This window comes from uncultured Phenylobacterium sp. (assembly GCF_902826855.1).
In the GTDB taxonomy this organism is placed as follows: Bacteria; Pseudomonadota; Alphaproteobacteria; order Caulobacterales; family Caulobacteraceae; genus Phenylobacterium.
This window is the reverse complement of record NZ_CADEGK010000042.1, coordinates 1-25,958: the sequence shown is the minus strand read 5'-3', so window position 1 is coordinate 25,958 and position 25,958 is coordinate 1. Positions and strand designations below refer to the sequence as shown.

23 protein-coding genes and 1 pseudogene are annotated in these 25,958 nt (G+C 69.1%); 14 read left to right on the top strand and 10 right to left on the bottom strand.

The window, feature by feature from the left end; translation table 11 throughout:
- The 4 genes from QZV94_RS08290 to QZV94_RS08275 all read left to right on the top strand — a co-directional run.
- The coding region (locus QZV94_RS08290) for an Hsp70 family protein (protein WP_293677340.1) at window positions 1–917 on the top strand (917 nt) is incomplete at its 5' end.
- Window positions 918–1,119: 202 nt separating this feature from the next.
- Entirely contained in the window at window positions 1,120–2,271 is a 1,152-nt protein-coding gene (gene dnaJ, locus QZV94_RS08285) for a molecular chaperone DnaJ (protein ID WP_293677339.1), read from the top strand.
- Window positions 2,272–2,364: 93 nt separating this feature from the next.
- Window positions 2,365–4,290 (top strand): tetratricopeptide repeat protein, encoded by a 1,926-nt coding sequence (locus QZV94_RS08280; protein ID WP_293677338.1) that lies wholly within the window; start codon window positions 2,365–2,367, stop codon window positions 4,288–4,290.
- 5 nt (window positions 4,291–4,295) lie between these two features.
- Entirely contained in the window at window positions 4,296–4,997 is a 702-nt protein-coding gene (locus QZV94_RS08275; RefSeq protein ID WP_293677337.1) for a hypothetical protein, read from the top strand.
- 33 nt (window positions 4,998–5,030) lie between these two features.
- Here the strand turns inward: QZV94_RS08275 and QZV94_RS08270 are convergent, their stop codons facing one another.
- The 3 genes and pseudogenes from QZV94_RS08270 to QZV94_RS08260 all read right to left on the bottom strand — a co-directional run.
- Entirely contained in the window at window positions 5,031–5,477 is a 447-nt protein-coding gene (locus tag QZV94_RS08270; protein ID WP_293677336.1) for an NUDIX hydrolase, read from the bottom strand.
- 113 nt (window positions 5,478–5,590) lie between these two features.
- On the bottom strand, window positions 5,591–6,688 hold the full coding sequence (locus tag QZV94_RS08265) for a glycosyltransferase family 1 protein (protein ID WP_293677342.1): 1,098 nt from the start codon (window positions 6,686–6,688) through the stop codon (window positions 5,591–5,593).
- Between the two features lie 132 nt (window positions 6,689–6,820).
- Window positions 6,821–7,003, bottom strand: a pseudogene (locus tag QZV94_RS08260) (TetR/AcrR family transcriptional regulator); the annotation flags it as partial.
- A gap of 211 nt (window positions 7,004–7,214) precedes the next feature.
- Here QZV94_RS08260 and QZV94_RS08255 point away from each other — a divergent pair.
- Complete coding sequence (locus QZV94_RS08255; RefSeq protein WP_293677335.1) at window positions 7,215–7,847, top strand: TetR/AcrR family transcriptional regulator; 633 nt, start codon at window positions 7,215–7,217, stop codon at window positions 7,845–7,847.
- 108 nt (window positions 7,848–7,955) lie between these two features.
- On the opposite strand, the gene QZV94_RS08250 is transcribed toward QZV94_RS08255, so the two are convergent.
- Both QZV94_RS08250 and QZV94_RS08245 read right to left on the bottom strand, forming a co-directional pair.
- Window positions 7,956–8,732 carry a M48 family metallopeptidase gene (locus tag QZV94_RS08250; RefSeq protein ID WP_293677334.1) on the bottom strand — a complete coding sequence of 259 codons (777 nt, stop codon included), beginning with the start codon at window positions 8,730–8,732 and terminating at the stop codon, window positions 7,956–7,958.
- Window positions 8,733–8,788: 56 nt separating this feature from the next.
- A complete protein-coding gene (locus QZV94_RS08245) occupies window positions 8,789–10,879 on the bottom strand; it encodes a redoxin domain-containing protein (protein ID WP_293677333.1) in 2,091 nt (696 codons plus the stop codon).
- A 157-nt stretch (window positions 10,880–11,036) separates the two neighbouring features.
- On the opposite strand from QZV94_RS08245, the gene QZV94_RS08240 reads away from it, so the two are divergent.
- Entirely contained in the window at window positions 11,037–12,419 is a 1,383-nt protein-coding gene (locus QZV94_RS08240; RefSeq protein WP_293677332.1) for an amino acid permease, read from the top strand.
- A 71-nt stretch (window positions 12,420–12,490) separates the two neighbouring features.
- On the top strand, window positions 12,491–13,078 hold the full coding sequence (locus tag QZV94_RS08235; RefSeq protein ID WP_293677331.1) for a hypothetical protein: 588 nt from the start codon (window positions 12,491–12,493) through the stop codon (window positions 13,076–13,078).
- A gap of 64 nt (window positions 13,079–13,142) precedes the next feature.
- Here the strand turns inward: QZV94_RS08235 and rfbD are convergent, their stop codons facing one another.
- Window positions 13,143–14,027 (bottom strand): dTDP-4-dehydrorhamnose reductase, encoded by an 885-nt coding sequence (gene rfbD, locus QZV94_RS08230; protein WP_293677330.1) that lies wholly within the window; start codon window positions 14,025–14,027, stop codon window positions 13,143–13,145.
- A gap of 232 nt (window positions 14,028–14,259) precedes the next feature.
- Here rfbD and QZV94_RS08225 point away from each other — a divergent pair, with 232 nt between their 5' ends.
- Complete coding sequence (locus QZV94_RS08225; RefSeq protein ID WP_293677341.1) at window positions 14,260–15,693, top strand: MATE family efflux transporter; 1,434 nt, start codon at window positions 14,260–14,262, stop codon at window positions 15,691–15,693.
- Here the strand turns inward: QZV94_RS08225 and QZV94_RS08220 are convergent.
- Window positions 15,690–16,913: a serine hydrolase gene (locus QZV94_RS08220; RefSeq protein ID WP_293677329.1), complete on the bottom strand. Its 1,224-nt coding sequence runs from the start codon at window positions 16,911–16,913 to the stop codon at window positions 15,690–15,692. The genes QZV94_RS08225 and QZV94_RS08220 overlap by 4 nt on opposite strands.
- A gap of 81 nt (window positions 16,914–16,994) precedes the next feature.
- Between QZV94_RS08220 and QZV94_RS08215 the strand changes: the two genes are divergently transcribed.
- From QZV94_RS08215 to QZV94_RS08190, 6 genes are all read left to right on the top strand, one after another.
- Entirely contained in the window at window positions 16,995–17,681 is a 687-nt protein-coding gene (locus tag QZV94_RS08215) for a GNAT family N-acetyltransferase (protein ID WP_293677328.1), read from the top strand.
- A gap of 71 nt (window positions 17,682–17,752) precedes the next feature.
- Window positions 17,753–18,520: a crotonase/enoyl-CoA hydratase family protein gene (locus tag QZV94_RS08210; protein WP_293677327.1), complete on the top strand. Its 768-nt coding sequence runs from the start codon at window positions 17,753–17,755 to the stop codon at window positions 18,518–18,520.
- Between the two features lie 79 nt (window positions 18,521–18,599).
- Complete coding sequence (locus QZV94_RS08205) at window positions 18,600–19,925, top strand: acyl-CoA dehydrogenase family protein (protein ID WP_293677326.1); 1,326 nt, start codon at window positions 18,600–18,602, stop codon at window positions 19,923–19,925.
- Between the two features lie 49 nt (window positions 19,926–19,974).
- Window positions 19,975–20,565 carry an NADPH-dependent FMN reductase gene (locus QZV94_RS08200; RefSeq protein WP_293677325.1) on the top strand — a complete coding sequence of 197 codons (591 nt, stop codon included), beginning with the start codon at window positions 19,975–19,977 and terminating at the stop codon, window positions 20,563–20,565.
- Entirely contained in the window at window positions 20,562–21,701 is a 1,140-nt protein-coding gene (ribB, locus tag QZV94_RS08195; protein ID WP_293677324.1) for a 3,4-dihydroxy-2-butanone-4-phosphate synthase, read from the top strand. The genes QZV94_RS08200 and ribB overlap by 4 nt, the downstream gene beginning before the upstream one ends.
- Before the next feature lie 18 nt (window positions 21,702–21,719).
- Complete coding sequence (locus tag QZV94_RS08190) at window positions 21,720–22,736, top strand: hypothetical protein (protein WP_293677323.1); 1,017 nt, start codon at window positions 21,720–21,722, stop codon at window positions 22,734–22,736.
- A gap of 11 nt (window positions 22,737–22,747) precedes the next feature.
- Here QZV94_RS08190 and QZV94_RS08185 read toward each other — a convergent pair whose 3' ends face one another.
- The 3 genes from QZV94_RS08185 to QZV94_RS08175 all read right to left on the bottom strand — a co-directional run bounded on the left by QZV94_RS08185 (window position 22,748) and on the right by QZV94_RS08175 (window position 25,605).
- Entirely contained in the window at window positions 22,748–24,490 is a 1,743-nt protein-coding gene (locus QZV94_RS08185) for a CocE/NonD family hydrolase (protein WP_293677322.1), read from the bottom strand.
- 55 nt (window positions 24,491–24,545) lie between these two features.
- On the bottom strand, window positions 24,546–24,875 hold the full coding sequence (locus QZV94_RS08180; protein WP_293677321.1) for a hypothetical protein: 330 nt from the start codon (window positions 24,873–24,875) through the stop codon (window positions 24,546–24,548).
- Window positions 24,876–24,987: 112 nt separating this feature from the next.
- Window positions 24,988–25,605, bottom strand: coding sequence for a PEPxxWA-CTERM sorting domain-containing protein (locus tag QZV94_RS08175; RefSeq protein WP_293677320.1), 618 nt, complete (start codon window positions 25,603–25,605; stop codon window positions 24,988–24,990).
- Between the last annotated feature and the right edge of the window lie 353 nt (window positions 25,606–25,958).

The following is a 25,958-nucleotide window of genomic DNA, read 5'->3' as shown; positions in this document are numbered from 1 at the left end:
TGATCCTGGTCGGCGGCATGACCCGCATGCCCAAGGTCGTGGAGACGGTGAAGGCCTTCTTCGGCCGTGAGCCGCACACGGGCGTAAACCCCGACGAGGTCGTGGCCCTTGGCGCCGCCGTGCAGGCGGGCGTGCTGGGCGGCGAGGTGAAGGACGTGCTTCTCCTCGACGTGACCCCGCTGACCCTGGGCATCGAGACCCTGGGCGGCGTGTTCACGCCGCTGATCGAGCGCAACACCACCATCCCGACCAAGAAGACCCAGGTCTTCTCGACGGCTGACGACAATCAGACCGCCGTGACGATCCGCGTCTTCCAGGGCGAGCGCGAGATGGCGGCCGACAACAAGATGCTGGGCCAGTTCGACCTGGTCGGCATCCCGCCGGCGCCGCGCGGCGTGCCGCAGGTCGAGGTCACCTTCGACATCGACGCCAACGGCATCGTCAACGTCCAGGCGCGCGACAAGGCGACCAGCAAGGAACAGTCGATCCGCATCCAGGCCAACGGCGGCCTCTCGGACGCGGACATCGACGCCATGGTCAAGGAAGCCGAGTCCAACAAGGCCGAGGACGAGAAGCGCAAGGCGGTCGTGGAGGCCAAGAACCAGGCCGACGCGGTGCTGCACTCCTCCGAGAAGGCGCTCGCCGAACACGGCGACAAGGTCTCCGAGGACGAGAAGAACGCCATCCAGGCGGCGATCGACGATCTCAAGGCCAGCCTGGAGAACGGCGACGCGGATGCGATCTCGGCCAAGACCCAGACCCTCATCCAGGCGTCGATGAAGCTCGGCGAGGCCATGTACAAGGCCCAGCAGGGTGACGCCGGCGACGACGCAGGCGCCCAGCCTGACGCCGCCTCGGACGACGTGGTGGACGCCGAGTTCGAGGAAGTCGACGGCGACGAGAAGAAGTCGGCGTGACAACGCGCCCCATGGCCTCCCTGAGCCGCATCTGCGATCAGCTGGCCATGGGGACGTCGCCGCCGCCTTCGCGGGACGAGAGCGCTGCGAAGCGTTCTTTCTTTGAAGGATACCCCCCGGTCACTCGGCTATGTTAAGCCTTGCAGATGGCCGGGGGGCCACCCACCTCACCTCTCAACTGTTGCTGAGCGCCTGAGTACTCATGCGGGACTATTACGAGATCCTGGGCGTGGACCGCGGCTGCGATGAAGCCGGCCTGAAAGCCGCCTTCCGCAAGCAGGCGATGGAGCACCATCCCGACCGCAACGGTGGCTGCGAAGACGCCTCCGGCCGGTTCAAGGAGATCAACGAGGCCTACTCGATCCTCTCCGATCCTCAGAAGCGCGCCGCCTACGACCGCTTCGGCCACGCGGGGGTCAACGGCCAGGGCGGCGGCGGCCAGCAGTTCCACGACGTGCACGACATCTTCAACGAGGTGTTCGGCGACGTCTTCGGCGACATGTTCGGCGGGCGCGGCGGCCGCCAGCGGGGCGGGCCAGCCCGCGGCGCCGACCTGCGCTACGACCTGGAGATCGAGCTTGAGCAGGCCTACGCCGGCGCCGAGGTCGAGATCACGGTGCCCGCGACGCTCACCTGCGAGACCTGTGAGGGCTCGGGCGCCAAGCCGGGCACCAGCCCCACCACCTGCACCACCTGCAACGGCCAGGGCCGCGTGCGCGCCTCCCAGGGCTTCTTCTCCATCGAGCGCGCCTGTCCCCGCTGCGGCGGTTCGGGCCGGATGGTCATGGACCCCTGCGTCGACTGCCACGGCCACGGGCTGATCCGCCGCCAGCGCACGCTGGCCGTGCGCATCCCGGCGGGCGTCGACGACGGCGCGCGCATTCGCCTCGCCGGCGAGGGCGATGCCGGGCAACGCGGCGGGCCGCGCGGCGACCTCTACATTTTCATTTCGGTGAAACCGCACGAGCTGTTCGAACGCGACGGGCTGGACCTGCTGTGCACCGTGCCGGTCCACATGGCCACGGCGGTCCTGGGCGGCGAAATCGACGCGCCCTGCCTCATGGGCGGCGAGAACTGCGACGGAAACTGCAAGCTCACGGTGAAGGTCCCGGAAGGTTCGCAGACCGGCAAGACCCTGCGCGTGAAGGGCCGCGGCATGCCGTCGCTGCGCTCGCGCGAACGCGGCGACCTGGTGGTGGAGCTGTTCGTCGAGACGCCCACGCGCCTCACGCCGCGCCAGCAGGAACTGATGCGCGAGTTCGCCGGTCTCTGCGGCGAAGCCCAGCACCCCAAGGCGGCCGGTTTCACCGGCAAGGCCAAGAAGTTCTGGGACGGGATCACCGGGACTGCGTAGGCCGCTCCAGGCCCCGGCTGCGGATGCTCGGCGGCGTTTGCGGCGCGCGGCCCTTTCCGTTAGAGACACCGCTCCGCCTGCAGACAAGCCTGAATGTCCGAAGACCGCGCACAACCGGCGTCCGAGAATCCTGAGCGCGTGATGGAAGCGGCTGTCGCGGCGCACCGCGACGGGCGGCTTGTCGAGGCCGAGGCGATCTACCGCCGAGTGCTGGCCGAGCCGAAACCGCCTCCGCGCGCGGCGTTGAATCTCGGGGCGATCCTCCTGGGCCGCCGGGCGTGGGCCGAGGCCGAGTCCTGCTTCGCCGCCGTGCTGAGAATCCAGCCGGATCACCCGCAGGCATGGGACCTGTGGATCAACGCGCTGATCGGCGCCGGCCGTTTCGAGGATGCCGAGCGCGCCGTCAGCGGTCGCGGTGATGGCACGGGCGTGGCCGCCGAGGCTCGCCTCCGTCGCCACTGGGCGGCGGCGCTCGGCGAGCAGCGGTTGTTCGAGGCGGCCGAGGCGCAGCTCCGCCGGGTCTGCGACCTCGCGGGTGACGCCGACAGCCACAATGATCTGGGCCGACTGCTGCTGTCGGCCCGCCGCCCTGGCGAAGCTCTGCTCGCCTTCCAGGCGGGCCTGGACATCGAGCCCGAGCACTTGCCGACGCTGATAAACCAGGGTTCGGCATATCGGCTGCAAGGCCGCCACGCGGACGCCGAGGCCGCCTACCGGCGCGCCCTCGCGCTGGACCCGACCAATGAGGCGGCGGTGCGCAACCTCGTCGCGCACCTCAATGTGCAGGGGCAGGCCGAGGCGGCGCGCGCCGTGGAGGACGCCGCCAAGGCCCTCGGCGCGGATCTTGGCGGAAGTGATCTGGCGCGCGGCGCCGTCCTGCTCACGTCGGGCCGCTACGAAGCCGCCACGACGGCCTTCGAGTTGGCGCTCAGCCGCGGCGGCGATCGATACGAGGCCCTGACGCAGCTTGGCGTGGCGAAGGCTGCGCTGGGCGACCATGCGGCCGGGCTCCTGTCCCTGGACTCCGCGGTCGGCATGGCGCCGGACGAGCCCTTCGCCCGCTATCGCCGCGCGTTCGTTAGGCTGGCGATCCATGACTTCGAGGGTGGCTGGCCGGACTACGAGCACCGCTGGCGCGAGCAGACCTTCCTGGAGGACAGCGTCGGCGCACCGCCGGCGATCCGCGATCGCCTCAAGCTGTCCCCCCGGCCGCAGGACCTGGCCGGACGCCGCGTGCTGGTGATCGGAGAACAGGGGGCAGGCGACCAGATCATGTTCGCCAGCATGCTGCCGGACCTGGCGCGCGCTGCCGCGGCCGTCTCATGCCGGTGCGACGACCGGTTGGTCGCGCTGTTCGGGCATTCGTTTCCCGGCGTCGACGTCGGCGGCTCTGGGGCGGCGAGCGCCGCCGCGCGGGCGGCGGACATCATCGTGCCGCTCGGCAGTCTGGGGCACGCCTATCGCAACCGCCTGGAGGACTTTCCCGCCTCCAGCTATCTGCGGCCGCGCGACGCGGTGGTCGCGCGCTGGGCGGAGCGCCTCGGTCCCCGGCGTACGCATCGTCGGATCGGCATCTCCTGGCGCGGCGGCACCAGCCGCTCGCGGACCCACGAACGCTCAGTTCCGCTGGAGCGCCTGGGCGCGTTGCTGGACCTGCCCGACTGCGAGTTCGTCAGCCTGCAGTATGGCGATGTCGAGGCTGATCTGGCGGCGGTGAACGCCGGGCGCGCCAACCCTGTCCGCCATTTCCCGTCGGCCGACATCGACGATTTCGAGGACCTGGCCGGCCTGATGGCCAACCTCGATCTGGTGGTGTCCGTGCAGACCGCGCTTGTGCACCTTGCCGGCGCCCTGGGTGTCACCGCACTGGTGATGATCCCACGCCGTGCAGAGTGGCGCTACGGGGCCCGCGGGACGACGATGCCGTGGTACGGCTCGGTGCGCCTGTTCCGCCAGGACCAGCAGGGCGACTGGAACCCGGTCATCGCCCGCATTCGCGACGCCATCCTCGAGGACTGAGCCCAGTGCAGCTGCCCCCCGTTCTCGACGTCTTCATCGGCTTCGACCGCCAGGAGGTGGTGGCCTACCACGTGCTCTGCCAGAGTATCCTCGAACGGGCTTCGGTTCCCGTCCGCTTCACGCCGATCAACCTGGCGTCCCTGGGCGGCGTCTTCGATCGCGAGATGCTGAGCCAGCAATCGACCGAATTCTCGTTCTCCCGGTTCCTGACGCCCTACCTGTCCAGCTACGCGGGCTGGTCGCTGTTCATGGACTGCGACATGCTCCTGCGCGGCGACATCGCAGAGCTATTCGCCCTGGCCGACGAACGGTACGCCGTGATGGTCTGCCAGCACGACTACGTCCCGCGCGACGAGGTCAAGTTCCTCAACCACGTGCAGACCAAGTACGCCAAGAAGAACTGGTCGAGCGTGATGCTGCTCAACAACGCCCGCTGCCGCGCGCTGACACCGCAGTACGTGAACACGGCCTCGGGGCTGCAGCTGCACCAGTTCCACTGGCTGGAGGAGCCCGGCGAGATTGGGGCCTTGCCGCTGGAGTGGAACTGGCTGGTGGGCGAGTATCCCTACAGCTCGGACGCGCGCGTGGTCCATTTCACGCGCGGCGGTCCCTACTTCCCCGAGTACGCGGACTGCGACTATGGCGACGAGTGGCGCGCCGCCCGCGACCGGAGCATCACCGCGGACGGGCGACTGGTGAAGGCCTAGGCCGGCCGGACCCCACAATCCGGTCCCGAGACCCTATCCCTTGAACTTGGCGAGGAGGGCCTTCAGCTCCGGCTCGTCCACCAGGCTGGCGGCGTCGGCGGGCGTGGTCCAGTTGCGGTCGCGCTCCGCCATCTCCGGCCAGATGTCGCGCTCTTCGCGGACCTCCAGCGGATAGACCATGACCCGCACATGCTGCAGGCGGCCCGAGCGCAGGCGCTTGTCGTAGTGGTAGACGCCCAGGCTTCTGCGCTTGGTCGGGCCGATGACCCCGGCCTCCTCGAAGGCTTCCTGGGCCGCGCAGGGACCGGGTTCCTTGTCACGCATCGGCCAGCCCTTGGGGATCACCCAGCGGCGGCTCTCGCGGGAGGTGATCAGGAGGACCTGGATGCCGTCTTCGGCCCTGCGCCAGGGCAGGGCCGCGTACTGGGTGCGCGGCTCCCGGTCCGGTTCAGGGCGTAGGCGGTCGGACTTCCGGCCCAACGAATCAGTGCTCCGCGGCGAACGGGCCACGACCATGGCCCAGAGCGCGGCGATTTACGCGGCCTTGTGCGGCCGGACAACCGCATTGTCACAAAGGTGTCACGCAGCGCTGGTCAGGCCGCCTCGGTCCGACGGCGCCGCACGCGGGCGAGCCGGCGCAGCCGCCGCCAGAACCGGGTCTTCTCCGGTTCGGGATAAGGCTGCAGGTTCTTCACGAAGTCCTCGGCGCAGGCCCGCCAGGAGAAGGTCTCGGCGAAGGCGCGTACGCGGGCGCGGTCCAGGTCGAGGCACTGCAGGCAGGCTTCCCGCAAGCCTTCGGTCGCGGTCAGGGCCAGCACCCCCGCACCGGAGCCCGGGATGAGGTCGATGGGCCCCGGCGCCGGGTAGGCCGCGACCGGCGTGCCGGCCGCCATCGCCTCCAGGATCACCAGGCCGAAGGTGTCGGTGAGCGAGGGGAAGACGAAGACGTCGGCGCAGGCGTAGTGCGCGGCCAGCTCGGCGCCGGATTTGGGCCCCTTGAACACGACGTCGGGATATCTCCCCTGCAGCTCCTCGAGCTGCGGGCCCGGCCCGACCACTACCTTGGTTCCCGGCAGGTCCAGGGCCACGAAGGCCTCGATGTTCTTCTCCACAGCCACGCGGCCGACGTACAGAAACACCGGCCGCGCGAGGCCCTCGAAGATGTCCGGCTCGCCGTTGCGGCGTGGGTGGAACTGTTCGGTGTCCACACCGCGCGACCATGCGGAGATGTTGCGGAAGCCGTGGCGCGACAGCTCCTCGCGCATGGTCGGCGTGGCCACCATCAGCCGGCCGGACGGCTTGTGGAACCACTTCATGTAGGCATAGCCGGCGGCCAGCGGCAAAGGCAGCCGCGCCGAGACGTACTCCGGGAAGCGGGTGTGATAGCTGGTCGTGAAGGGCAGCTTCCATTCCACGCAGATGCGCCGCGCCGCCAGGCCGATCGGGCCCTCTGTGGCGATGTGGATCGCCTCCGGTTCGAAGGCCTTGAACAGTTCCTGCACCGGCTCGTAGACCCCGATCGCCACCTTGATCTCGGCGTAGGTCGGCAGCGGGAAGGTCTTGAACTGTCCAGGATGGATCACTTCCACCGTATGGCCGATCGCCTGCAGCTCGGAGACCACGCGCGTGAGGGTGCGCACCACCCCGTTGACCTGCGGCTCCCAGGCGTCCGTGGCGATCAGGATGCGCATGGGCCGCAGCGAATCCCTGGGCGTGGTGAGCGCCTCACGCAGCCGCCGGTCCGTCCGCATCGGCTTGCGCGGCTCCGTCGCACGCTCCCCGAACGCCTCCGACTGCATCCAGGCCCAGAAGGCGCCGAGCAAGGCCTCCTTGGTGGGATAGTGTCGGTACACCGTGCGCTCCCCCACCCCGGCGTCGCGGGCAATCTCGGCGAAGCTGAGGTCCTCCAGTGAGCGCGTTTCCAGCTGGCGGCCCACCGCGCGCAGGATCTGCGCCTGGGTCTCCAGGCGCTGCCGCTCGCGAACGTTCGGGATCGGGGTTTTCATGGCAGTCGCACTGTCGTGAGTTCGACCGCCAAGTCAACGCATGCCCTGGATACGCCAGTTCGGCGCCAGTTCGGCGACCGTGGCGCCCAATCGGCTCTCAGAGGTGCATCCGCCTCGCCTCAGTGGCGTAAGCGGTGGCGCGCAATCCCTTATGTGGCTAGGGATTGCGGCAGATGGGACCCTCTTCGAGGTCGCCACGGAATTGGGACCGATGGACGCCCGGACCTACCCGGCCAAGGCGACGCCGAAGTCGCAACGCACGCGCGCCCGCATCCTGGATGCGGCGATGCGCCTGTTCGCCCAGATCGGCTATCACGCGGCCTCGAACGCGGTGATCGCCGAGGCGGCGGGCCTGACGCGCGGCGCCATGCTCTACCACTTCGCCAGCCGCGAGGAGCTGGTAGAGGCGGCGATCACCCACATCGAGTTGAACCGCGCGCGACTGCTGGAGCGCGCCGCCGCGGCGCCGCCGGCCCCTGGCGTCGATGCGTCCGAACAGGCCATCGACGTTTACTGGGCGCTGCTGCGCGAGCCGCCCTTCGTGGCCTTCGCCGAACTGGAAGCCGCCGCCCGGACGGACCCCATGCTGAGCCAGCGCCTGGCGGGCGCCCGCTCGGCCTTCGACCACGCCCAGCTCGGCGGCGACCGGTTTGGCGCCATGGTGCAGGCCGGCGACGACCCGCGCTTCCAGACCAGCCGCGACCTCGGCCGCTTCCTGCTGGAGGGTCTGGCCAAGGGTTCGATGACCTATGACGAGGCCGCCCGGCGCGAACGCCTCCTGGCGGTAGTCAAGCGCGCCGTGCGCATGCTCAACCGCAAGGGCGTCGGCCTCTGGGAGGACTAGCGCCGGCTTGTTGCGCCCTGGCAGGCCGGGCGTACGCGTAGCAGTGGCCGGTGCTGGATCCCCGGCTAATTTGTGCAACGCTCAGGCGGGTGGTTTCGGCGACAGGTATCAGGCAGGCAGGCCGGCGACAGCCGCCTTCAGATGCGCCAGGCGCCGCGCATCCGCGGGATGCGTGGACAGGGCCTCGGGCGGCGCGCCCTGGCGTTCATGGTGGGCGATCATCCGCTCCCAGAACCTGACCGCGCCCAGCGGCTCCATCCCCGCCTTCCTCATCAGCTCCACGCCCACGCGATCGGCCTCGAGTTCGTGGGTGCGGGAGTAGGGCAGCAGGACGCCATACGTCGCGCCGAGGCCAAGCACGCCTGCCACCAGCTCGGCGTTCTCACCATCTTCACCCCCGAAGACGAGCTGAGCCACGGATACCCCGACCTGGGTCGCCAGCTGCTGGCTGACCCGCTCAGCCGGGTGCCGGGCGAGGATGTGGGCGACCTCGTGCCCGACCACGGCTCCAAGTTCGGCGCGATCACGCGCGAACTCCATCATGCCCCGGAACACCGCGACCTTGCCGTTCGGAAGCACGAAGGCGTTCAGCTCCGGAGAGTCGAAGACGACGAACTCCCACGTCAGGTCCTTTCGGCCGCTGGCGCGGGCCAGCGGCTCAGCGACGCTGGCCAGGCGTTGGCCCAGCGCCGCGTCGCTGGAAACCGGCGTCTTGGACAACAGCTCGGCCCAGGCCTGGTCGGCCATCGTCGCCAGCTGACCGTCCGGTACGAAAGCCAATTGACGGCGGCCGGTCTGGGCGTTGTCGCTGCAGCCCGCCAACGCACCGGCGACCAGGCCGCAAAGCAGGGCGCGACGATCGAGCGGCGGGCAGCACGGGCACATGCCCACGCTAACGCGCCGTCCCTCCGACCGCTCCTTCGTCACCGACGTCCGCAGTGTCAGCGACCGCCGCCAGCCTTGGCCGCTGCCGGGGCCGGGGCCGCCGCGGGCGCACGCTGGGCCTCGCGCCGACGGCCGCCCATCACCTTCAGGGCCGCCATCAGCTCGTCGTCCTCGACCCCGCCGGACTTGTTCTGGTCCATCTGCGCGAAGAACGGAGCCAGCCTGTCACCCAGCTCGCCCTTGAACTCGGCCTTCTGGATCATGCCGTCCATGTTGTCGTCGAACATGCCGAACAGGCGGGTCTTGTCGATGAGGTCGTCGTACTCGACCTGCTTGGTCGAGGTCTCGTCCAGCCAGCGGTAACGGATGGCCGTGTAGAACATCTCCTCCCAGGACTGGTCGCCCCAGACGATGGTTTTGGAGGCGTCCGGGTTGGCCGGGTTCTGCTTGGAGTTGTCGTACCAGTAGTTGGCGATGAGCCTCGAACCCGCCGGGATCTTCATCGGCTCGGCGAAGGTGTATTCGCGTTGCCAGTTGAAGTCGTAGCGGGGCATGGCCAGCAGCTGCTGCTTCTTGCCGTCCGGGGTCTCCAGCCACAGGTCCGAGGCGTAGCCGCGGTAGTGCGCGTGCGGGAAGGCCGAGTAGAGCAGCATGTCCTTCGGGATCTGGATGTAGGCGGTCTCCTTGTGACGCGCCACGCCGGCCGGGATCTTGATGGTGTTGTCCACCACGATCGAGGACCGCATCATCAGCTCCGGCTTCTCGCCGTCCTTGTAGAAGTAGAGGCCGATCTTCGACTTGTCGGTCACTTCCTTGCCGAACGGGGTGTAGTGGGCCTGGAAGCCGATGGCGCCGCCGGGCGGCAGATAGGTGCCGACGTTCTTCGGCCAGAGGCTGGACTCCGCCCCCACCGCATAGCCGCCCATCGAGGCGCCCCAGCGGGACTCGTTGCCCTTGCCGTCCTTGGGGACCTCCTTGAGGTAGCCGGACAGGAAGTGGTGCACCCCCTGACGCTGGCTGACCACATAGGTCGAGGCCTTGACCCACTTGCCCTCGGCGAGCGGGTTGACCGCCACCGGGCGCTGATAGTCGACCACGCCTGAAGCGGGGATCGTGTAGCTCGGGATCTCCAGGATCAGGTCCGGCTTGCCCAACGGGAACTCGGCGACCGCCGGGCGCTTCCTGGCCAGCGGGTCCGGTCCGCCGTCCCGCGGCGCGCCCTGCTCGATCCAATGCACCACCGTCTTCACCTCGGCGGCGGTAAGGCTCTTGTCGTCGGCCCACTTACCCACGTGCGGATCGACGTTCCAAGGCGGCATGCGGTCGGTGCGGATGACCTCGCGGATCATCGGCGAGAAGCCCTTGACCATCTCGTAGCTGGTCAGCTGCATCGGCCCGATCCCACCCTTCTGGTGGCAGGCGACGCACTTGGCTTCCAGGATCGGGGCGATTTCCTTGGAGTAGGAGATCTTCGCGACCTTGCCGCGCTCGGGGAAGTCGATCAGGCAGCCGGCGGTCGGCTTGCCCGCGGCGACCGCCGGCCGGCCGGCCAGCACGGCTTCGATGGCGTTGGTGGCCCAGGGATGCTCAGCGGCCGCCTTCTGGCTGCCGTAGTCGAGCCGGTCGTCCAGGGGGCCGCGGTAGGCGACCTTCCAGGTCTTCGGGTCGATCACGTAGAACTCGGCCGTGCGGGTCACGCCCAGCTGCTCGCCGACCAGCTGGTGCGTGTCCTTCAGGATCGGCATGTTGAAGCCGTACTCGGCGGCTTCGGCCTTGATCTCCTCGGGGCTGTCCTGGATCGCGGAGTTCAGCATGAGGAATTTCACGCCGCGCGGGCCGTACTTGGCCTCCAGCTCCCGGAGCGCCGGCGCGAGATTGCGGACGATCGGGCAGTTGTTCATGTGCGAGATGAGCACCACGACCTTGGCGTCGCCGGCCTCGCGGTAGAGCTCGTGGCCCATGTAGTTGGCGTCGGCCAGCATGAAGTTGTCGACGGTGATCGGCATCGAGGTCATCGCCGCCGCTTCCACCGCCGCCACAGGCGTGGCCGCCGACATGGCGTTGGGAGGTGAACCGTCAGCCGCGCAGCCGGCAAGCAGGGCGGCCAGCGCGGCCGTGGCCCAGGCGGAGACGTGCGCCTTCGTCATCAAAATTACCCTCCCAGGGGCCGAGGGCTGACGCCGAGCCGGCCAACGTGTTTTGCTACGACCAATGATATCTCAGCGGATGCGGCCTGCACATTACTTCTGATCAACGTTTAGATCGAGTGCAGGTCACGCCCCGTGACCGCCGGAGCGTCTGCGCATGAGCTTCCTCACCCGCCGCAAGCCGCTGGAGCTCGGCGCTCAAGGCGCGGGCCACCTGAAGAAGACGCTGGGCTGGCCGCATCTGGTGGCGCTGGGCGTGGGCGCGATCATCGGCACCGGCATCTACACCCTGACCGGCGTGGCGGCGGGCCTGGCGGGACCGGCGGTGATCCTGTCCTTCGCCATCGCCGGCGTGATCTGCGCAGCGGCCGCCCTATGCTACTCGGAAATGGCCAGCCTCACGCCGCAGGCCGGCAGCGCCTACACCTACGCCTACGTGACCCTGGGCGAGGGGCTGGCGTGGCTGGTCGGCTGGAGCCTGATCCTCGAATACACCCTGGTCTGCAGCGCCGTGTCGGTGGGCTGGTCGGGCTACGCCTCGGGGCTCCTGCGCGGCTGGGGCGCGCCGGAGGCCTTGCTGAACGAAGGGATCGTCGACCTCCCGGCCATGGTCATCGCGCTTGCCGTCACCGGAATGCTGCTGGTGGGCACGCGCGAGAGCGCCACGGTCAACTTCGTCCTGGTCTGCATCAAGCTCGCCGCACTGGCGGCCTTCGTCGTCTTCACCCTGCCCAGCTTCGACGCGGCCAACTTCCAGCCGTTCGCGCCCTTCGGCTTCGCCGCCCAGGAGATCGACGGAAAGAAGTACGGCGTGATGGGGGCCGCCGCGATCATCTTCTTCGCCTTCTACGGCTTCGACGCCATCTCCACGGCCGCCGAGGAGACCAAGGACCCCGAGCGCGACCTGACCATCGGCATCGTCGGCTCGATGGTGCTCTGTACCGTGATCTACATGGTCATCGCCGCCTGCGCCCTGGGCGCCGTGCCGTTCGCCGCGTTCTCGCAGAACGCCGAGCCGCTGGCTTTCGTGCTGAAGGAACTGGGCCAGCCGGGCCCCGCCAGCATCATCGCCGGCGCCGCCGTGCTGGCGATGCCCACTGTGATCATGGTGTTCATGTTCGGACAGAGCCGCGTGTTCTACGCGATGGCCCGCGACGGGCTGCTGCCGGCCCGGCTGGCCGCGGTGAACCGGCGCGGCGTGCCGGCCGCCGTGACCGTCCTGACCGGCGTGATCGCCGCTGTGATTGCGGGCCTCGTGCCGCTGGACGAGATCGCCTCGCTGGCCAACGCCGGCACCCTGGCCGCCTTCGTCGCGACCGCCTGCGCGGTGATGGTGCTGCGCCGCCGCGCGCCCGATCTGCCGCGACCCTTCATGACACCGGCCGTCTGGCTGGTCGCGCCCTTCGCGGTCGCCGGCTGCCTCTACCTGTTCACCAGCCTCCAGACGAAGACGATCGGCTTCTTTTTCGCCTGGAACGTCATCGGCGCCGGGGCATACCTATTTTACGGAAAAGCGGGGAGCCGGATCGCGGACGGGTAGCCTTACCCTACGGCGCCCCGTTCAAGTTGAGCGATGAGAGCGCCAGAGACGCTCCGCAAGGAGACGACCAAATGGAAACCAACACCATGCAAAAGCCCAAGTACCTGGGCCTGCTCAACAGGATTTCGAACGCCGAGACCGCCGCGGGCGTCTACCTGCGCGCCTGGGCCGACGTGACGCCGAACGCGGACCTGGCCTGCACGCTGCGCCTGGTCGCCGCGCGCGAAACCAGCCACGGCGAAGTCTTCTGCCGCCGCATCTCCGAGCTCGGCTTCGAGCTGCGCACGAACCCCGACCCCAAGGGCTACGAGGTCCTCGCGAAGCTCGCGAACCCAAACATCAGCGATCTCGAGAAGATCGGCGACCGCGACGACCGCAACGACAACACCGATCCCTTCGGTGAGGTCCGCCGCCGTATCGCCGAGGGCGAGTTCGACCCGATGACCGCGAACCTGATGACCTGGTACATCGCCGAGGAAGCCGACTCCGGCCGGCGCCTGCGCGAGTGCTACGACTGCGTCCGCGACATGGCCGGCCAGGGCAAGAAGTCCGCGGCCATGGGCCCCAGCGCCGACGCCGAAGCGATCATGGCCTGCATGACCTCCGGCTTCGCGAAGCTGGAGAAGACGCTCGAGAAGCTGGTGAAGGTCTCGAAGTAGGCTCCAGCGTCCGACTCAAGGGGTTGTCTCGGTTTCGGCCACGCCGAAGCCGGGACGACGTCTTCTACTGGGCCTTCAGCTCCGCCACGATCTCGCTCAGCGCCGCGCGCCATGACCGCGGGCTGACGCCGAACACGCGCTTGACCTTGGCGGTGTCCATGGTGGCCCGCAATGGGCGCTTCGCCGGAGTCACATACTGCGCGGTCGTCGTCGCGCCGACCTCGGGGGCCGCGTCGCCCAGCGCCTCGGCGAAGATCGCCTTGGCGAAGCCCCGCCAGCTCACCTCCCCGGCATTCGCGAAGTGCACGAGGCCGAACGCCGGGTCGCCGGCCTTCGCCGCCGCCAGCCGCCCCGCCTGGGAAAGGATGAAGCGCGCCAGGTCCGCGGCCGCCGTGGGCCGCCCCTCCTGGTCGTCCACGACGGTCAGCGGATTACCGGCCGCGGCCAGCCGCAGCATGGTCTTGACGAAGTTCTTGCCGTGGGCCGAGACCACCCAGGAGGTGCGGATGTTGAGCGATCGCGCGCACGCCGCCGACACCGCCTGCTCGCCCGCCAGCTTCGTCGCGCCGTAGACCTGCAGCGGGTTGGTGGGGGCATCCTCGGCGTAGGGGGCGCCGCCCGCGCCGTCGAACACATAGTCCGTGGAGACATTGACCAAGGCCGCGCCGACCTGGTCGCAGGCGGCCGCGATCGCGCCCGGCGCCAGGGCGTTCACCCTGTGCGCTAGGTCCCGCTCGGTCTCGGCGAGGTCTACCGCCGTGTAGGCCGCGGCGATCACCACCAGGTCCGGCTTCGCCGCGATCACCGCCTTCGCCGCCGCCGCCGGGTCGGCGAGGTCGCAGTCGGCGCGACCGAGGGCTGTGACCGCCAAGGCGTGGTTCGGCGCCTGGCGAAGGAGCTCTATGGCCAGCTGGCCGGTGGTCCCGAACTGCAGAATCTTGACAATCATGGCCCCCTCTTACCCTCCGCCACCCTTGAACCCCAAGCGCCCCCGCCCGTAGAAGCGGTATGTGGCATGAGTCACGAGAGGGAGTTCTGGGGTCGTGGACGCTCGGACGGGAGACGCGCGCCGGCCGCCAGGTCCACCAGGAGGTGGCCCGCCGGGGGGTGGACCCGGGGGCCTTCCGGGTCGCCGTGGCGGTCCCGACCTGACCACGGGACCGATCGGCATCACCTTGGTGATGTTCGCCCTGCCGGTCCTGGGCTCCAACATGCTGCAGTCGGTCTCCGGCTCGGCCAACGCCATCTGGGTGAGTCATGTCCTGGGCGAGGCGGCCCTGACGGCCACCGCCAACGCCAACCAGATCATGTTCCTGATGTTCGGGGCTATCTTCGGCCTGTCGATGGCGTCGAACATCATGGTGGGCCAGGCCGTGGGGGCCGGCGACGAGGCCATGACGAAGCAGGTGATCGGCTCCTCCGTCGGGTTCTTCCTCTTCATCTCGCTCAGCACCGGCCTGCTCGGGCTCGTCCTGACGCCGAGCATCCTGGCGGCCATGGGCACGCCGGAGGCTTCGACCCGCGACGCGATCGACTACCTGCGGGTCATCTTCCTCGCCATGCCGTTCATGAACTTCTTCATGTTCCTGATGATGGCCCAGCGCGGCACGGGCGACAGCCGCACGCCGCTCTACTTCTCGATCCTGTCGGTGGCGATCGACATGGCGCTGAAGCCGCTGCTGCTCATCGGCTGGGGCCCGGTCCCGGCGTTGGGGATCGCGGGCTCGGCCTATGCGTCGCTGATCGCCAACTTCATCACCCTGGTGGTGATGCTGGTCTATCTCTACCGCACCAATTCGGTGCTTGCGCTGCGGCCGTCCGAGCTCCGTCTGCTCATCCCCGACCTCACCATCGTCCGTTCCCTGGTGTTCAAGGGGGTGCCGATGAGCTTCCAGATGATGGTCACCTCGCTGGCCGCGGTGACGGTGATGAGCATGGTCAACCGCCACGGCGTGGCCACGTCCGCCGCCTATGGCGCGGCGGCGCAACTGTGGACCTTCGTGCAGATGCCGGCGATGGCCATCGGCGCGGCGGTCTCGTCGATGGCGGCCCAGAACGTCGGCGCCGGCAAGATGGACCGCGTCGAACAGGTCGCCCGTTCGGGTGTCTTCTGGGCCTTCCTGTTCTCGGCTGTGCCGATCGTCCTGATCTACGTGGCCGATCCCTGGGTGCTGCAGGCGTTCCTGCCGGGCGACAGCCCCTCGCTGCCGATCGCCATCCACATCAATTCGATCGTGCTGTGGGGCTTCATCCCCTTCGGCCTGGCCTTCGTCTACTCCGGCATCGTGCGCTCGACCGGGGCGGTCTGGCCGCCCCTGCTGGCGATGATCATCGCGCTGTGGGGCGTGCGCGTGCCGCTGGCCAACTACCTGGCGCCGAGCATGGGCGCCGACTCCATCTGGATCAGCTACCCGGCCGCCGCCATGGTCACGCTGATCCTGGCCTACGCCTATTTCAGATGGGGCGGCTGGCGAAATTCGCGCATGCTGCCGAGCACCATGGTGGTCACTGACGAGGCCGACACCGGGTTCGGCGCGCCCTCGCTGGGCGAGGCGGAGGCGATGGTCGATGTCGCCGCCCACGCCAAGCCCAAGGAGCCGGCGAAGACGCCCTAGTCGTGGGTGTCCATGAGCGCCGAATAGACCAGCGTCCGTAGCTCGCGGCGCACGGGGTAGGTGGACGACGGCAGGAGCTGCGTCATGAACACCGCGGTGACGTCCTCCAGCGGGTCGCACCAGAAGGCGGTCGAGGCCGCGCCGCCCCAGTAGAACTCCCCCTTCGAGCACGGGATCAGAGTCTGCGGCGGGTCGAACACCACCGCCACGCCCAGGCCGAAGCCGACGCCGGCGTTGGTGCTCTCCGAGAACAGCGAGCGGCTGAGCTGGGTCAGGTCCTGGCCGCCCGGCAGATGGTTCGACGCCATCAGCTTGACGGTCTTGGGCGCCAGTATCCGCGCCCCATCCAACTCGCCCCCGTTGGTGAGCATGGTGGCGAAGCGCAGGTAGTCGGCCGCTGTGCCGACCAGGCCGCCGCCGCCGGCCAGCAGCTTCGGCGGCTTCAGGTAGGCGCTGGTCGCCGGATCGTCCTGCAGCTTCATGCCGCCGCCGGGCGCAGCGTTGTAGCAGGCGGCGAAGCGGCTCTGCTGGTCCTCGCGGACAGAGAATCCGGTGTCGACCATCTTCAGCGGGTCGAAGAGCCGTTCCTGGAACACCTGGTCCAGCGGCTTGCCGCAGAGCTTCTGCACGAGGTAGCCGACCACGTCGGTTGAGATCGAGTAGTTCCAAGCCTCGCCCGGCGAGAACTCCAGCGGCAGCTTGGTGAGCTGCTGGATCATCCCCTCCAGGTCGTCCTCGCCGTGCATGTCGGCCATGCCGAGCTTGCGGTAGGCGGCGTCGATGTTGCTGCGGTTCTGGAAGCCATACGTCAGTCCGGACGTGTGGCGCAGCAGGTCGACGACCTGCATCGGCCGCGCCGGCGGGGTCGTGAGGTACGGCCCGGCGCCGGCGGAGAAGACGCCCAGGTCCGCCCACTCCGGGATGTGCCGCGCCACCGGGTCGTCGAGCGCGATGCGGCCCTCCTCGACCAGCGTCATCAGCGCCACGCAGGTCACCGGCTTGGTCATGGAATAGAGGCGGAAGACCGTGTCTTCGGTGAGCGCGACCTGCCGCTCCACGTCACGCTGGCCGATCACCGTCTGGTGGACCACCTCGCCGCCGCGGGCGAGCACGAACTGGGTGCAGGGCATGCGCCCGGCGCCTACGTACTTGTCCTGCAGAAAGCGATCGATGCGCTCCAGCCGCGCCTTCGAGAAGCCGTGTGACTTGGCCTTGCCCATATGGATTTCCCCGCGCTCGTTCCTACCATTTGCGCTGGACCGCCGAAGCGTCGCAAGCATGGCCATGGAGAAGGGCGCACGATGACCGCCGATCATCCCCTCGACCGCCCGGTCTGGGCTTCGCTGACCACCCGCCAGTCAGGCCTGGCGCTGGGCAATGCACGGGCCGTGCGTCTCGATCCGGACTACGGGGTGTTCGTGGCTGCGGCGGATGACTCGGCGCCGAACCTGGCGGCCCTAGGGGCCCTGGTGCGTGCCGAGGGCGAGGCCGGGATGGTCGAGGCCGGCGACTGGCCGGCGATCCATGGCGTGATCGCTCAACCGCCGGTCACGCTCTGCCAGATGGTCGCCGGTGACCTCAAGGGGGTCGCCCCCGGCGGCTTCGACGTCGTCGACCTGACCGCGCAGGACGGGTCCGAGATGTTCGACCTGGCGCGACTGACCCAGCCCGGACCGTTCTTCGGCCGCACCCACAGGCTCGGCGACTTCGTGGGGGTGAGGCAGGGCGGCCGCCTCGTCGCCATGGCCGGCGAGCGGATGAAGCTCCCCGGCTTCACCGAGGTCAGCGCCGTCTGCACCCACCCCGACCACCGCGGCCATGGCTATGCGGCGGCGCTGACGGCCGTGGTGAGCGGCCGCATCGAGGCGCGCGGCGAGACGCCGTTCCTGCACGTCTATCCCCACAACCTGGGCGCCATCCGGCTCTACGAGCAGCTCGGCTACGCCATCCGCCGCGAGATGAAATTCACGCTCCTGAGCCCTGCCTGACCCGGTGCGGGCGCTTGCCTTTGGGCGGTCGTCGTCGTGAACATGGGCGAGGCCCGAGGAGGAATCCGCCCATGTCCACCGTGAGCTCCGAACGCGACGGCCGCATCGCCATCGTCACCATCGAGCGGCCACAGCGGCGTAACGCCGTGGACCGGGAGACGGCGCAGTCGCTCTACGACGCCTTCAAGGCGTTCGACGCCGACGACGGGCTGGACGTGGCGGTGCTGACCGGGCGTGGCGGCTATTTCTGCGCCGGTGCGGACCTGAAAGGGATCGCCACCGGGGGCGGCAACCGCATCCCGGAGACCGGCGACTTTGGGCCCATGGGCTGCACGCGCCTGCGTCTGGGCAAGCCGGTGATCGCGGCCGTCGAGGGCCCGGCGGTCGCCGGCGGGCTGGAAGTGGCCTGCTGGGCCGACATGCGGGTGGCCGCCGAGGGGGCGACGTTCGGAGTGTTTTGCCGCCGCTTCGGCGTGCCGCTGATCGACCTGGGCACCGTGCGGCTGCCGCGGCTGATCGGCCATTCGCGGGCCATGGACCTGATCCTGACCGGCCGGCCGGTGGACGCCCAGGAGGCCGTGCAGATCGGCCTCGCCAACCGCCTGGCGCCTCAGGGCAAGGCGCTCGAGGCTGCGCTCGAGCTCGCCCGCCAGATCAGCGGCTTCCCGCAGCTCTGCCTGCGCAACGACCGGCTCTCGGCGCTGGCGCAATGGTCTCTGGACTGGGACGAAGCCCAGGCCGCCGAGGTTCGCTTTGGCATGGAAACCCTGCGCACCGGCTCCGCCATCGAAGGGGCCAAGCGGTTCGCCGCCGGCGAGGGCCGCAGCGGGGCGTTCTGATCCGGGCGCGCGTTTGACTTTGGCCGCCTCGGGTCTAGCGTACCCGGAACACGAAAAAGAACGCAGGGAGCGAGGCGGCATGGCTTGGGACTTCGAAACCGACCCGGAATTCCAGAAGAAGCTCGACTGGATCGAGGACTTCATGCGCGAGGAGGTCGAGCCGCTCTCCCACCTTGGCATGGCGGCTTACACCACCCTCGGCCGCGAGAAGTTCATCAAGCCGCTGCAGCAGAAGGTGAAGGACCAGGGCCTGTGGGCCTGCCATCTGGGCCCGGATCTGGGCGGCCAGGGCTATGGCCAGCTGAAGCTGGCGCTGATGAACGAGAAGCTGGGCCGCAATGGCCTCGCGCCCTCGATCTTCGGCTGCCAGGCGCCCGATAGCGGCAACGCCGAGATCATCGCCCAGTACGGCACCGAGGCGCAGAAGGCGGAATATCTCCAGCCGCTGCTGAACGGCGACATCCGCTCGTGCTTCTCGATGAGCGAGCCCACGGGCGGCTCGGACCCGCTCACCTTCACCACCCGCGCGGTGCTGGACGGGAACGAATGGGTGATCAACGGCGAGAAGTGGTTCTCCACCAACGCCCAGTATTCCAAGATCCTGGTGCTCTATGCGGTCACCGACCCGGACGCCAAGGACCCCTACCGCCGCACCTCGATCTTCCTGGTGCCCACCGACACCCCCGGCGTCGAGATCATCCGCAACGTCGGCGTCGGCGCGGGCGGGGAGATCGGCGGCGGCAACGAGGGCTACGTCCGCTACAACAACGTGCGGCTGCCCTACGACGCGCTGCTGGGCGAACGGGGCGGGGCCTTCGTCATCGCCCAGGTGCGCCTGGGCGGCGGGCGCGTCCACCACGCCATGCGCACGGTCGGCGCCTGCCGCCACGCCCTGGAACTGATGTGCAAGCGCGCGGTGTCGCGCAAGACCCGCGACGGCCGGCTGGCCGATCTGCAGCTGGTGCAGGCCGATCTGGCCGACAGCTGGATCGAACTGCAGAGCTTCCGCCTGATGGTGATGCACACCGCCTGGCTGATCGACAAGCACCAGGACTACCAGATGGTCCGCAAGGACATCGCCGCGATCAAGGTGATGACCCCGAAGGTTTACGGCGACATCGCCGCCAAGGCCGCGCACCTGCACGGCGCCCTGGGGGTCTCCAACGAGATGCCGTTCATGGGCATGGTCACCTCGGCCCTGGTGATGGGCATCGCCGACGGGCCCACCGAGGTTCACAAGGTCACCATCGCCAAGCAGATCCTGAAGGACTACACGCCCGACAACGACCTCTTCCCCGCCTACCACATCCCCAAGCTGCGGGAGGAAGCCCAGAAACGGTTCAAGACCGAGCTGGGCGAACTGCGCGACGCCTACGCCAAGCAGAAGGCGACGGAGACAGCGTAGGGACGCAGAGGGTGGCGTTCGGGCGTTTGGCGGCTTAGTGGTCGGGACCATGAGCCGTCGACCCCTGATCATCGGCCTGGGCGGAACGATCCGCGCCGGGTCCTCCACGGAAAAAGCGCTGGTCTGCGCGCTCGGCCGGGCCGAGGCGCTGGGGGCGGAGACGCGGCTGCTGGGCGGGACCTTCCTGGGCGGCCTGCCGATCTTCGATCCGCGGCCGTCCGACGCCACGCCGGCGCAGTTGGAGCTGGCGGCCGCGGTGCGCGCCGCCGACGGCCTGATCGTGGCCAGCCCCGGCTACCACGGCTCCATATCCGGGGTGATGAAGAACGCGCTGGACACGCTGGAGATGACCGGCCGCGACGCGCGTCCCTACCTCTCGGGCAAGCCGGTGGGCACGGTGATCACGGCGGCGGGCGGCCAGGCGGGCGGCACCACCCTCATGGCGCTGAGAGCCATCATCCATGCGCTGCGGGGCTGGCCGACGCCGTTCGGCGCGGCCCTGAATACGGCGAGCGACCTGTTCGACGACATGGGCGCCTGCCGTGACGACAAGGACGCCTGGCAGCTCGACACGGTCGCCGAGCAGGTGATGGAGTTTGCGAACATGCGGGTGGCGGCAGACGCAGGGATCGACGCATGAAGAAGCCCTACATCGTAGGCTCCGCGCCCGACGCGGACTCCATCCACGGCGCCATCAGCCCGATCGAGGACATTATCGAGGACGCCCGCAACGGGCGGCCCTACATCCTGGTCGACGCGGAAGACCGCGAGAACGAGGGTGACGTGATCATCCCGGCGCAGTTCGCCACGCCCGAGCAGATCAACTTCATGGCCAAGCACGCGCGCGGCCTGATCTGCCTGTCGATCACCGCCGAACGCGCCCGGCAGCTGCGGCTGCCGCCGATGGCCAGCGACAACCAGTCCGGCCACGGCACCGCCTTCACGGTCTCGATCGAGGCGCGCGAGGGGGTCACTACGGGCATCTCGGCCCACGACCGCGCCCACACCATCGCCGTCGCCGTCGACCCCACCAAGGGTGTCGAGGACGTGGTGTCGCCGGGGCATGTCTTCCCGCTGGTGGCCCGCGATGGCGGCGTGCTGGTCCGCGCCGGCCACACCGAGGCCGCCGTCGACATCAGCCGCATGGCCGGCCTGAACCCCGCGGGCGTGATCTGCGAGATCATGAAGGACGACGGGTCGATGGCGCGCCTGCCTGACCTGGTGGCCTTCGCCCAGTTGCACGGGCTGAAGATCGGCACCATCGCCGACCTGATCGCCTACCGCCGCCGCACCGAGCGCCAGGTGGAACGCGTGCTCGAGACGCCGTTCGACAGTGCGTACGGCGGCCGCTTCCGGATGGTGATCTACCGCAACTCGATCGACCAGACCGAGCACGTGGTCCTGACCAAGGGCAAGATCGACCCCGACAAGCCGACCCTGGTGCGCATGCACCGCGTCGACATGGCCACCGACATGCTGGGGGCGATCGAGACGCGCCGCGAGTACGTGCCCAACGCGCTGAAGGCGCTGGAGGCCTACGAGGGGGCCGGCGTGGCCGTGTTCATCCGCGACTCCAACCCGCACTGGCTCTCGGAGCGCTACGGCCAGCCTCAGGCCGACCACACCGAGAACGTACTGCGCGACTACGGCATCGGCGCGCAGATCCTGCTGGACCTGGGCGTTCGTGACCTGATGCTGCTGACCAGTTCCCAGACCGTGCTGCCCGCCTCGGCCGGCTATGGGCTGCGGATCGTCGGCCGAATGCCGCTGGCATAGGCCTGGGAGAAGATCCGGATGACCGCCACCGCCGTGAAGACCGACGAAGCCATGCACCCGACCGGCGAGGACCGGGCCTGGAGCGAGAGCTACTACTTCAACTTCGTCGATCCGAAGACCGGCGTGGGCATGTTCACCCGCATGGGCTTCCGGCCGGGGAACGGCTGGGCCGACGCCCTGCATGCCGTCTATCTGGGCGGCCAGCGGGTGGCCTTCACCTATGGCCGGCGCGACATCGGCAAGGACCTCAGCGCCTACGACGGCGACCTCAAGGTCGGCAACCTGGCCCTGACCTGCGAGGCGCCGTTCAAGCAGTGGACTGTCGCCTACGACGGCCCGGCGCAGGACATCGCCGACGGGGCCATCCTGATGACCCGCGCCAAGTCGCGGCCGGAGGGCTGGCACACCCCCGCCGAACTCTCGATGAACGTGAGTGTCGAGGCCCTCACCGAACCCCACTTCGCCGCCCAGGGCGCCCATGGCCACTTCGAACAATCCATCCACGCCACCGGCAGCCTGACCATCGCCGGCGAGACGATCGCCTTCGACGGCTACGGCGTGCGCGACAAGTCCTGGGGCCCGCGCAACTGGGGCGGTTCCGCCTCCAGTTCCAGCGGCGGCGACGCCGCGCCGATGGCAGGCTCCACGCCCGCGGCGCCCAACCCCTTCGTCTTCTGGTTCTCGATGAACTTCGGGGCGGACGTCTCCATGGGCGGCTCGTGCTTCCGCCGCGCCGACGGGACCATGAAGGGCCAGGGGTGGATCCAGGACGGCGAGGTGATGGACACCCTCGAGGACGTGGTGGTCGAGACCACCTTCCGCCCCGACTCCATCCTGCACGATACCGTCACCCTGACCGGCCGCACCGGCAAGGGCCGCGATGTCCAGATCCAGGGCCAGGTGCTGAACATGTGCCCGACCAAGATCCCGTTCCCGGGCGGCGCCACCTTCGTCAACGAGGGCCTGGCCAAGTTCGTCATGGCCGGTCGCGAAGGCTTCGGCATCGCCGAGTCCTGGCACAACGTCACCGAATAGGCGGGCCGCGTTCAGTCCCGCGGAATGACCGGCAGGATCAGCCGGCTGGGCCGCGCGCGGTCGTGGAAGATGGTCTGCCGAGCCTCGGCGATGTCCGCATCGGTCGACGCGCCCAGCGGCGCGCCGGTGTTGGGGTTCGGCTCCCATTCCGGAAAACTGGACGACGAGACGTGGAGCCGCAGCCTGTGCCCTGCCGCCAGCACGATGCTGGTCGCCACCAGGTCGACCGTGAAGTGGTAGGTCGCGCCCGCAGCCAGCGGCATGGGGATTCCCGCGTGGCGCGCCCGCACCGCGCCTTCGCAGAGGTTGCGCGCCACGCCGTCGGGATGGACGTCGATCAGGATCGCCGTGAAGTCGGTGTCCGGCGCATCCGTGGCGGCCCACAGCTCCAGCTTCACCGGTCCGGTCAGCTCCATCGGCTGTTCCAGCGGCGGTGAGGTGTAGACCAGCACGTCGGCGCGCCCCTCGTTCGGCCGCTGGTCGAACGGCCCGGCGACCTCGCCCGACCCGAGCAGCTTCCCGCCGAGGGTCGGGACCGGATCGCGGGGGTCGTAGGTGAACCGGTCTGGCGCTTCGCCGTCGCTGGGCGTCTCGGGGCCCAGACCCCCGCCCTCGCGCAGGTGCCAGGGCGTGAATTGCGTCCGCGCCAGCGGCCACTCCTGCTCGTCGCGCCAGACGTTCTCGCCCATCACGAACAGGCGCACCGGGGCCGTGCTCGGCGCCGGGCGGTCCGCAAGCCAGTGGCCGTGCCAGGCGATGCGTTCCTGGTTGAGGTCCAGCACCGCGGCCGGGCCGAAGTCCACCTCGCCCACCACGCTGGTCATCGGCGTCCAGTGGGCCCAGGGCCCGATGATCAGGCGCTGGTTCTCCCGCGCGCGCTCGGTGGGCGCCTGCCGGCGCATGCCCATGTAGGTCCCGAGCGTGCCTTCCAGGAACAGGTCGTACCAGCCGCCGATGTGCAGCGCCGGCAGGTCCAGCGCGTCATAGTGCGAGGACGGGTTGATCCGCCGCCAGTTGGCGTCGTCGCGCCGTTCGTGGTCGAAGATCTCGTCCAGCCAGGTGGCGCGCCCGTGCCACAGCGGATTGTTCCGCATCGGGCGCGTCCGATAGACCTCCTCCATGAGCTCCTTGGCGTTCAGCCGCGCCTGCTCGATCGCCGCCGGATCGGCCGAGACGACGGCGGCGCGCAGGGCGGTGGTGGTCTTCAGCAACTCCCGCAGCTTCGGGTCGTCGATGCCCCAGGTGGCCGCCATCGAGGCCACCACGCTGGCCGTCCAGCCCAGGCGCAGGGACAGCCGGAACGCGCCGCCGGAATCGAACGACGCCACCCAGTAGTCGGCCGAACAGCACTCCGGCGCGATGGCCGCCAGGTGCGGTGGCCGCTTGATCGCCGCCGTCCATTGGGTGACCCCCATGTAGGAGCCGCCGAACATGCCTACGCGCCCGTTCGACCACAGCTGGGCGGCCGCCCACTCGACGGTGTCGTAGCCGTCGTCGACCTCGGAGTGGACGTAGGTCCACTCGCCGTCGGAGTCGAAGCGGCCCCGACAATCCTGCAGGATCACGGCGAACCCGGCCCGCGCCAGTTCGGTTGGCGGGGTCATCTGCCCCATGATCGTGCGGCCATACGGCGTCCGCGTCAGCAGCACGGGCGCGCGCTCGGCCCCGCTCGGCAGCCAGATATCGGCCGCCAGCTCGACCCCGTCGCGCATGGGAACCCGAACGTTGCGGACCACGCTGAATTCCGCGCTCACGACGGCCCCTCCCTGGCTTGCTCGCCGCAAGTGTGTCAGGGCCGGTGATCCCCGGCTAGCCGCCGTGCTCGTCCACGACGATGGTGACGGTCTTGCCGCGGGACAGCGGCTCCCATCCCGCCGCGATCGCGGAGGTGATGGCGTTCGCCACCAGCTCCGGGGCGATCTGCGAGGGCTTTAGCTGCGGGGCGCCGAACCTGGGCTGCTGGCCGGGCGGGAACTCCAGCACCGCCTCGCGCTGGCCCTCGCTGTGCCGCACGGCAATCGCCTTGCCGCGCCACTTGGCGGTGTCGCTGGACCATTGGGGCAGGCGTTGCAGGCGCCACAGATAGAGTTCGCCGCCGACCTCGATCTCGAACTCAGGGCCGTGCTTGTGTCTCGTCATGCGGGGGAAGTACCCCGGCCGGCGCGTCCAGGCCATGGCGCCGTGGGCGGCGGCAGGCGAGACGATGGACGAAGCCGGCGAGAGCAGAACCTCCCGCCGGCTCCTATTCGCCTTAAGCGGTCGCGACGACGCGACGACGACTCCGGATGAGGGCGCCGGCGCCCCCGAAGCCGAGGACCATCATCGCCCAGGTGGCCGGTTCCGGCACCGCGGTAGCCAGCGGCACGGTCACGAAGCCCTGGTCGAAGATCGGCGTTCCCGTTCCGCCCGGCGTGTTGTCCGGGTTGTTCTTCACCGTCACCGCCGCGAAGGTGTCGGCCCCCAGGCCGCTGAAGATCGACCGGGCGCCGATGCCGTTGAAGTCGACCGGCTCGAAGGGACCGCCCGAGGTCTGGAAGTCGGGGCCGTTGTAGGTGAAGACGAGGTTGGCGATCGTCGGGTCGTCGATCTGGCCCGGAATCGAGGTCAGGCCCAGCGACACCAGCTCAGAGGTCGCCGTCACGGTGGGAAGATCCGCGAAAACGGAGCCGTCCACGTACCCGGCGAAGTCGAAGATCACCAGTTTGGAGCCCGCCGTGAGACCGGCGTCGCCCGACAGGGTGCCCTGATAGGTGAACGTGAAGTCGTCCGCGTTGGCGGTGACCCCGCTCAGGGAAGGAATGACGGCTGCCTGAGCGGCCGCCCCCACAGTCAAGCCAGCGACAGCCGCGGCCAAGGCCAATTTGAGCATCTTCGAAATCTCCATCGGAAGCCACGCACCCCGTGTGGGCTGGCTCCAGACGTGCAAGGCGAACCCCAAGTCGAAGTTCCAGTTCCCGCCACATTTAGCCCCATTCACGCCGCTTTTTCTCTCGTGGCGTGAAGAAGCTTGGCCGTAGATTCGATGATGTCTGTTATGTGAGCCTGATGCTCTGTCACGTTACTTTCGGAAACCCAGCAACGCGGTGAGATGAACGACGGTCTCGGCGCCCGTTCAGGCTCGGCTCATCGCCCGCACGGTACCCCTGGATCTTGGCCCCGGACTTGCTGGCGGCAGGTCCGAAAGACCTCGATGGAACAGACACGAACCATGAGCGCCGAAGC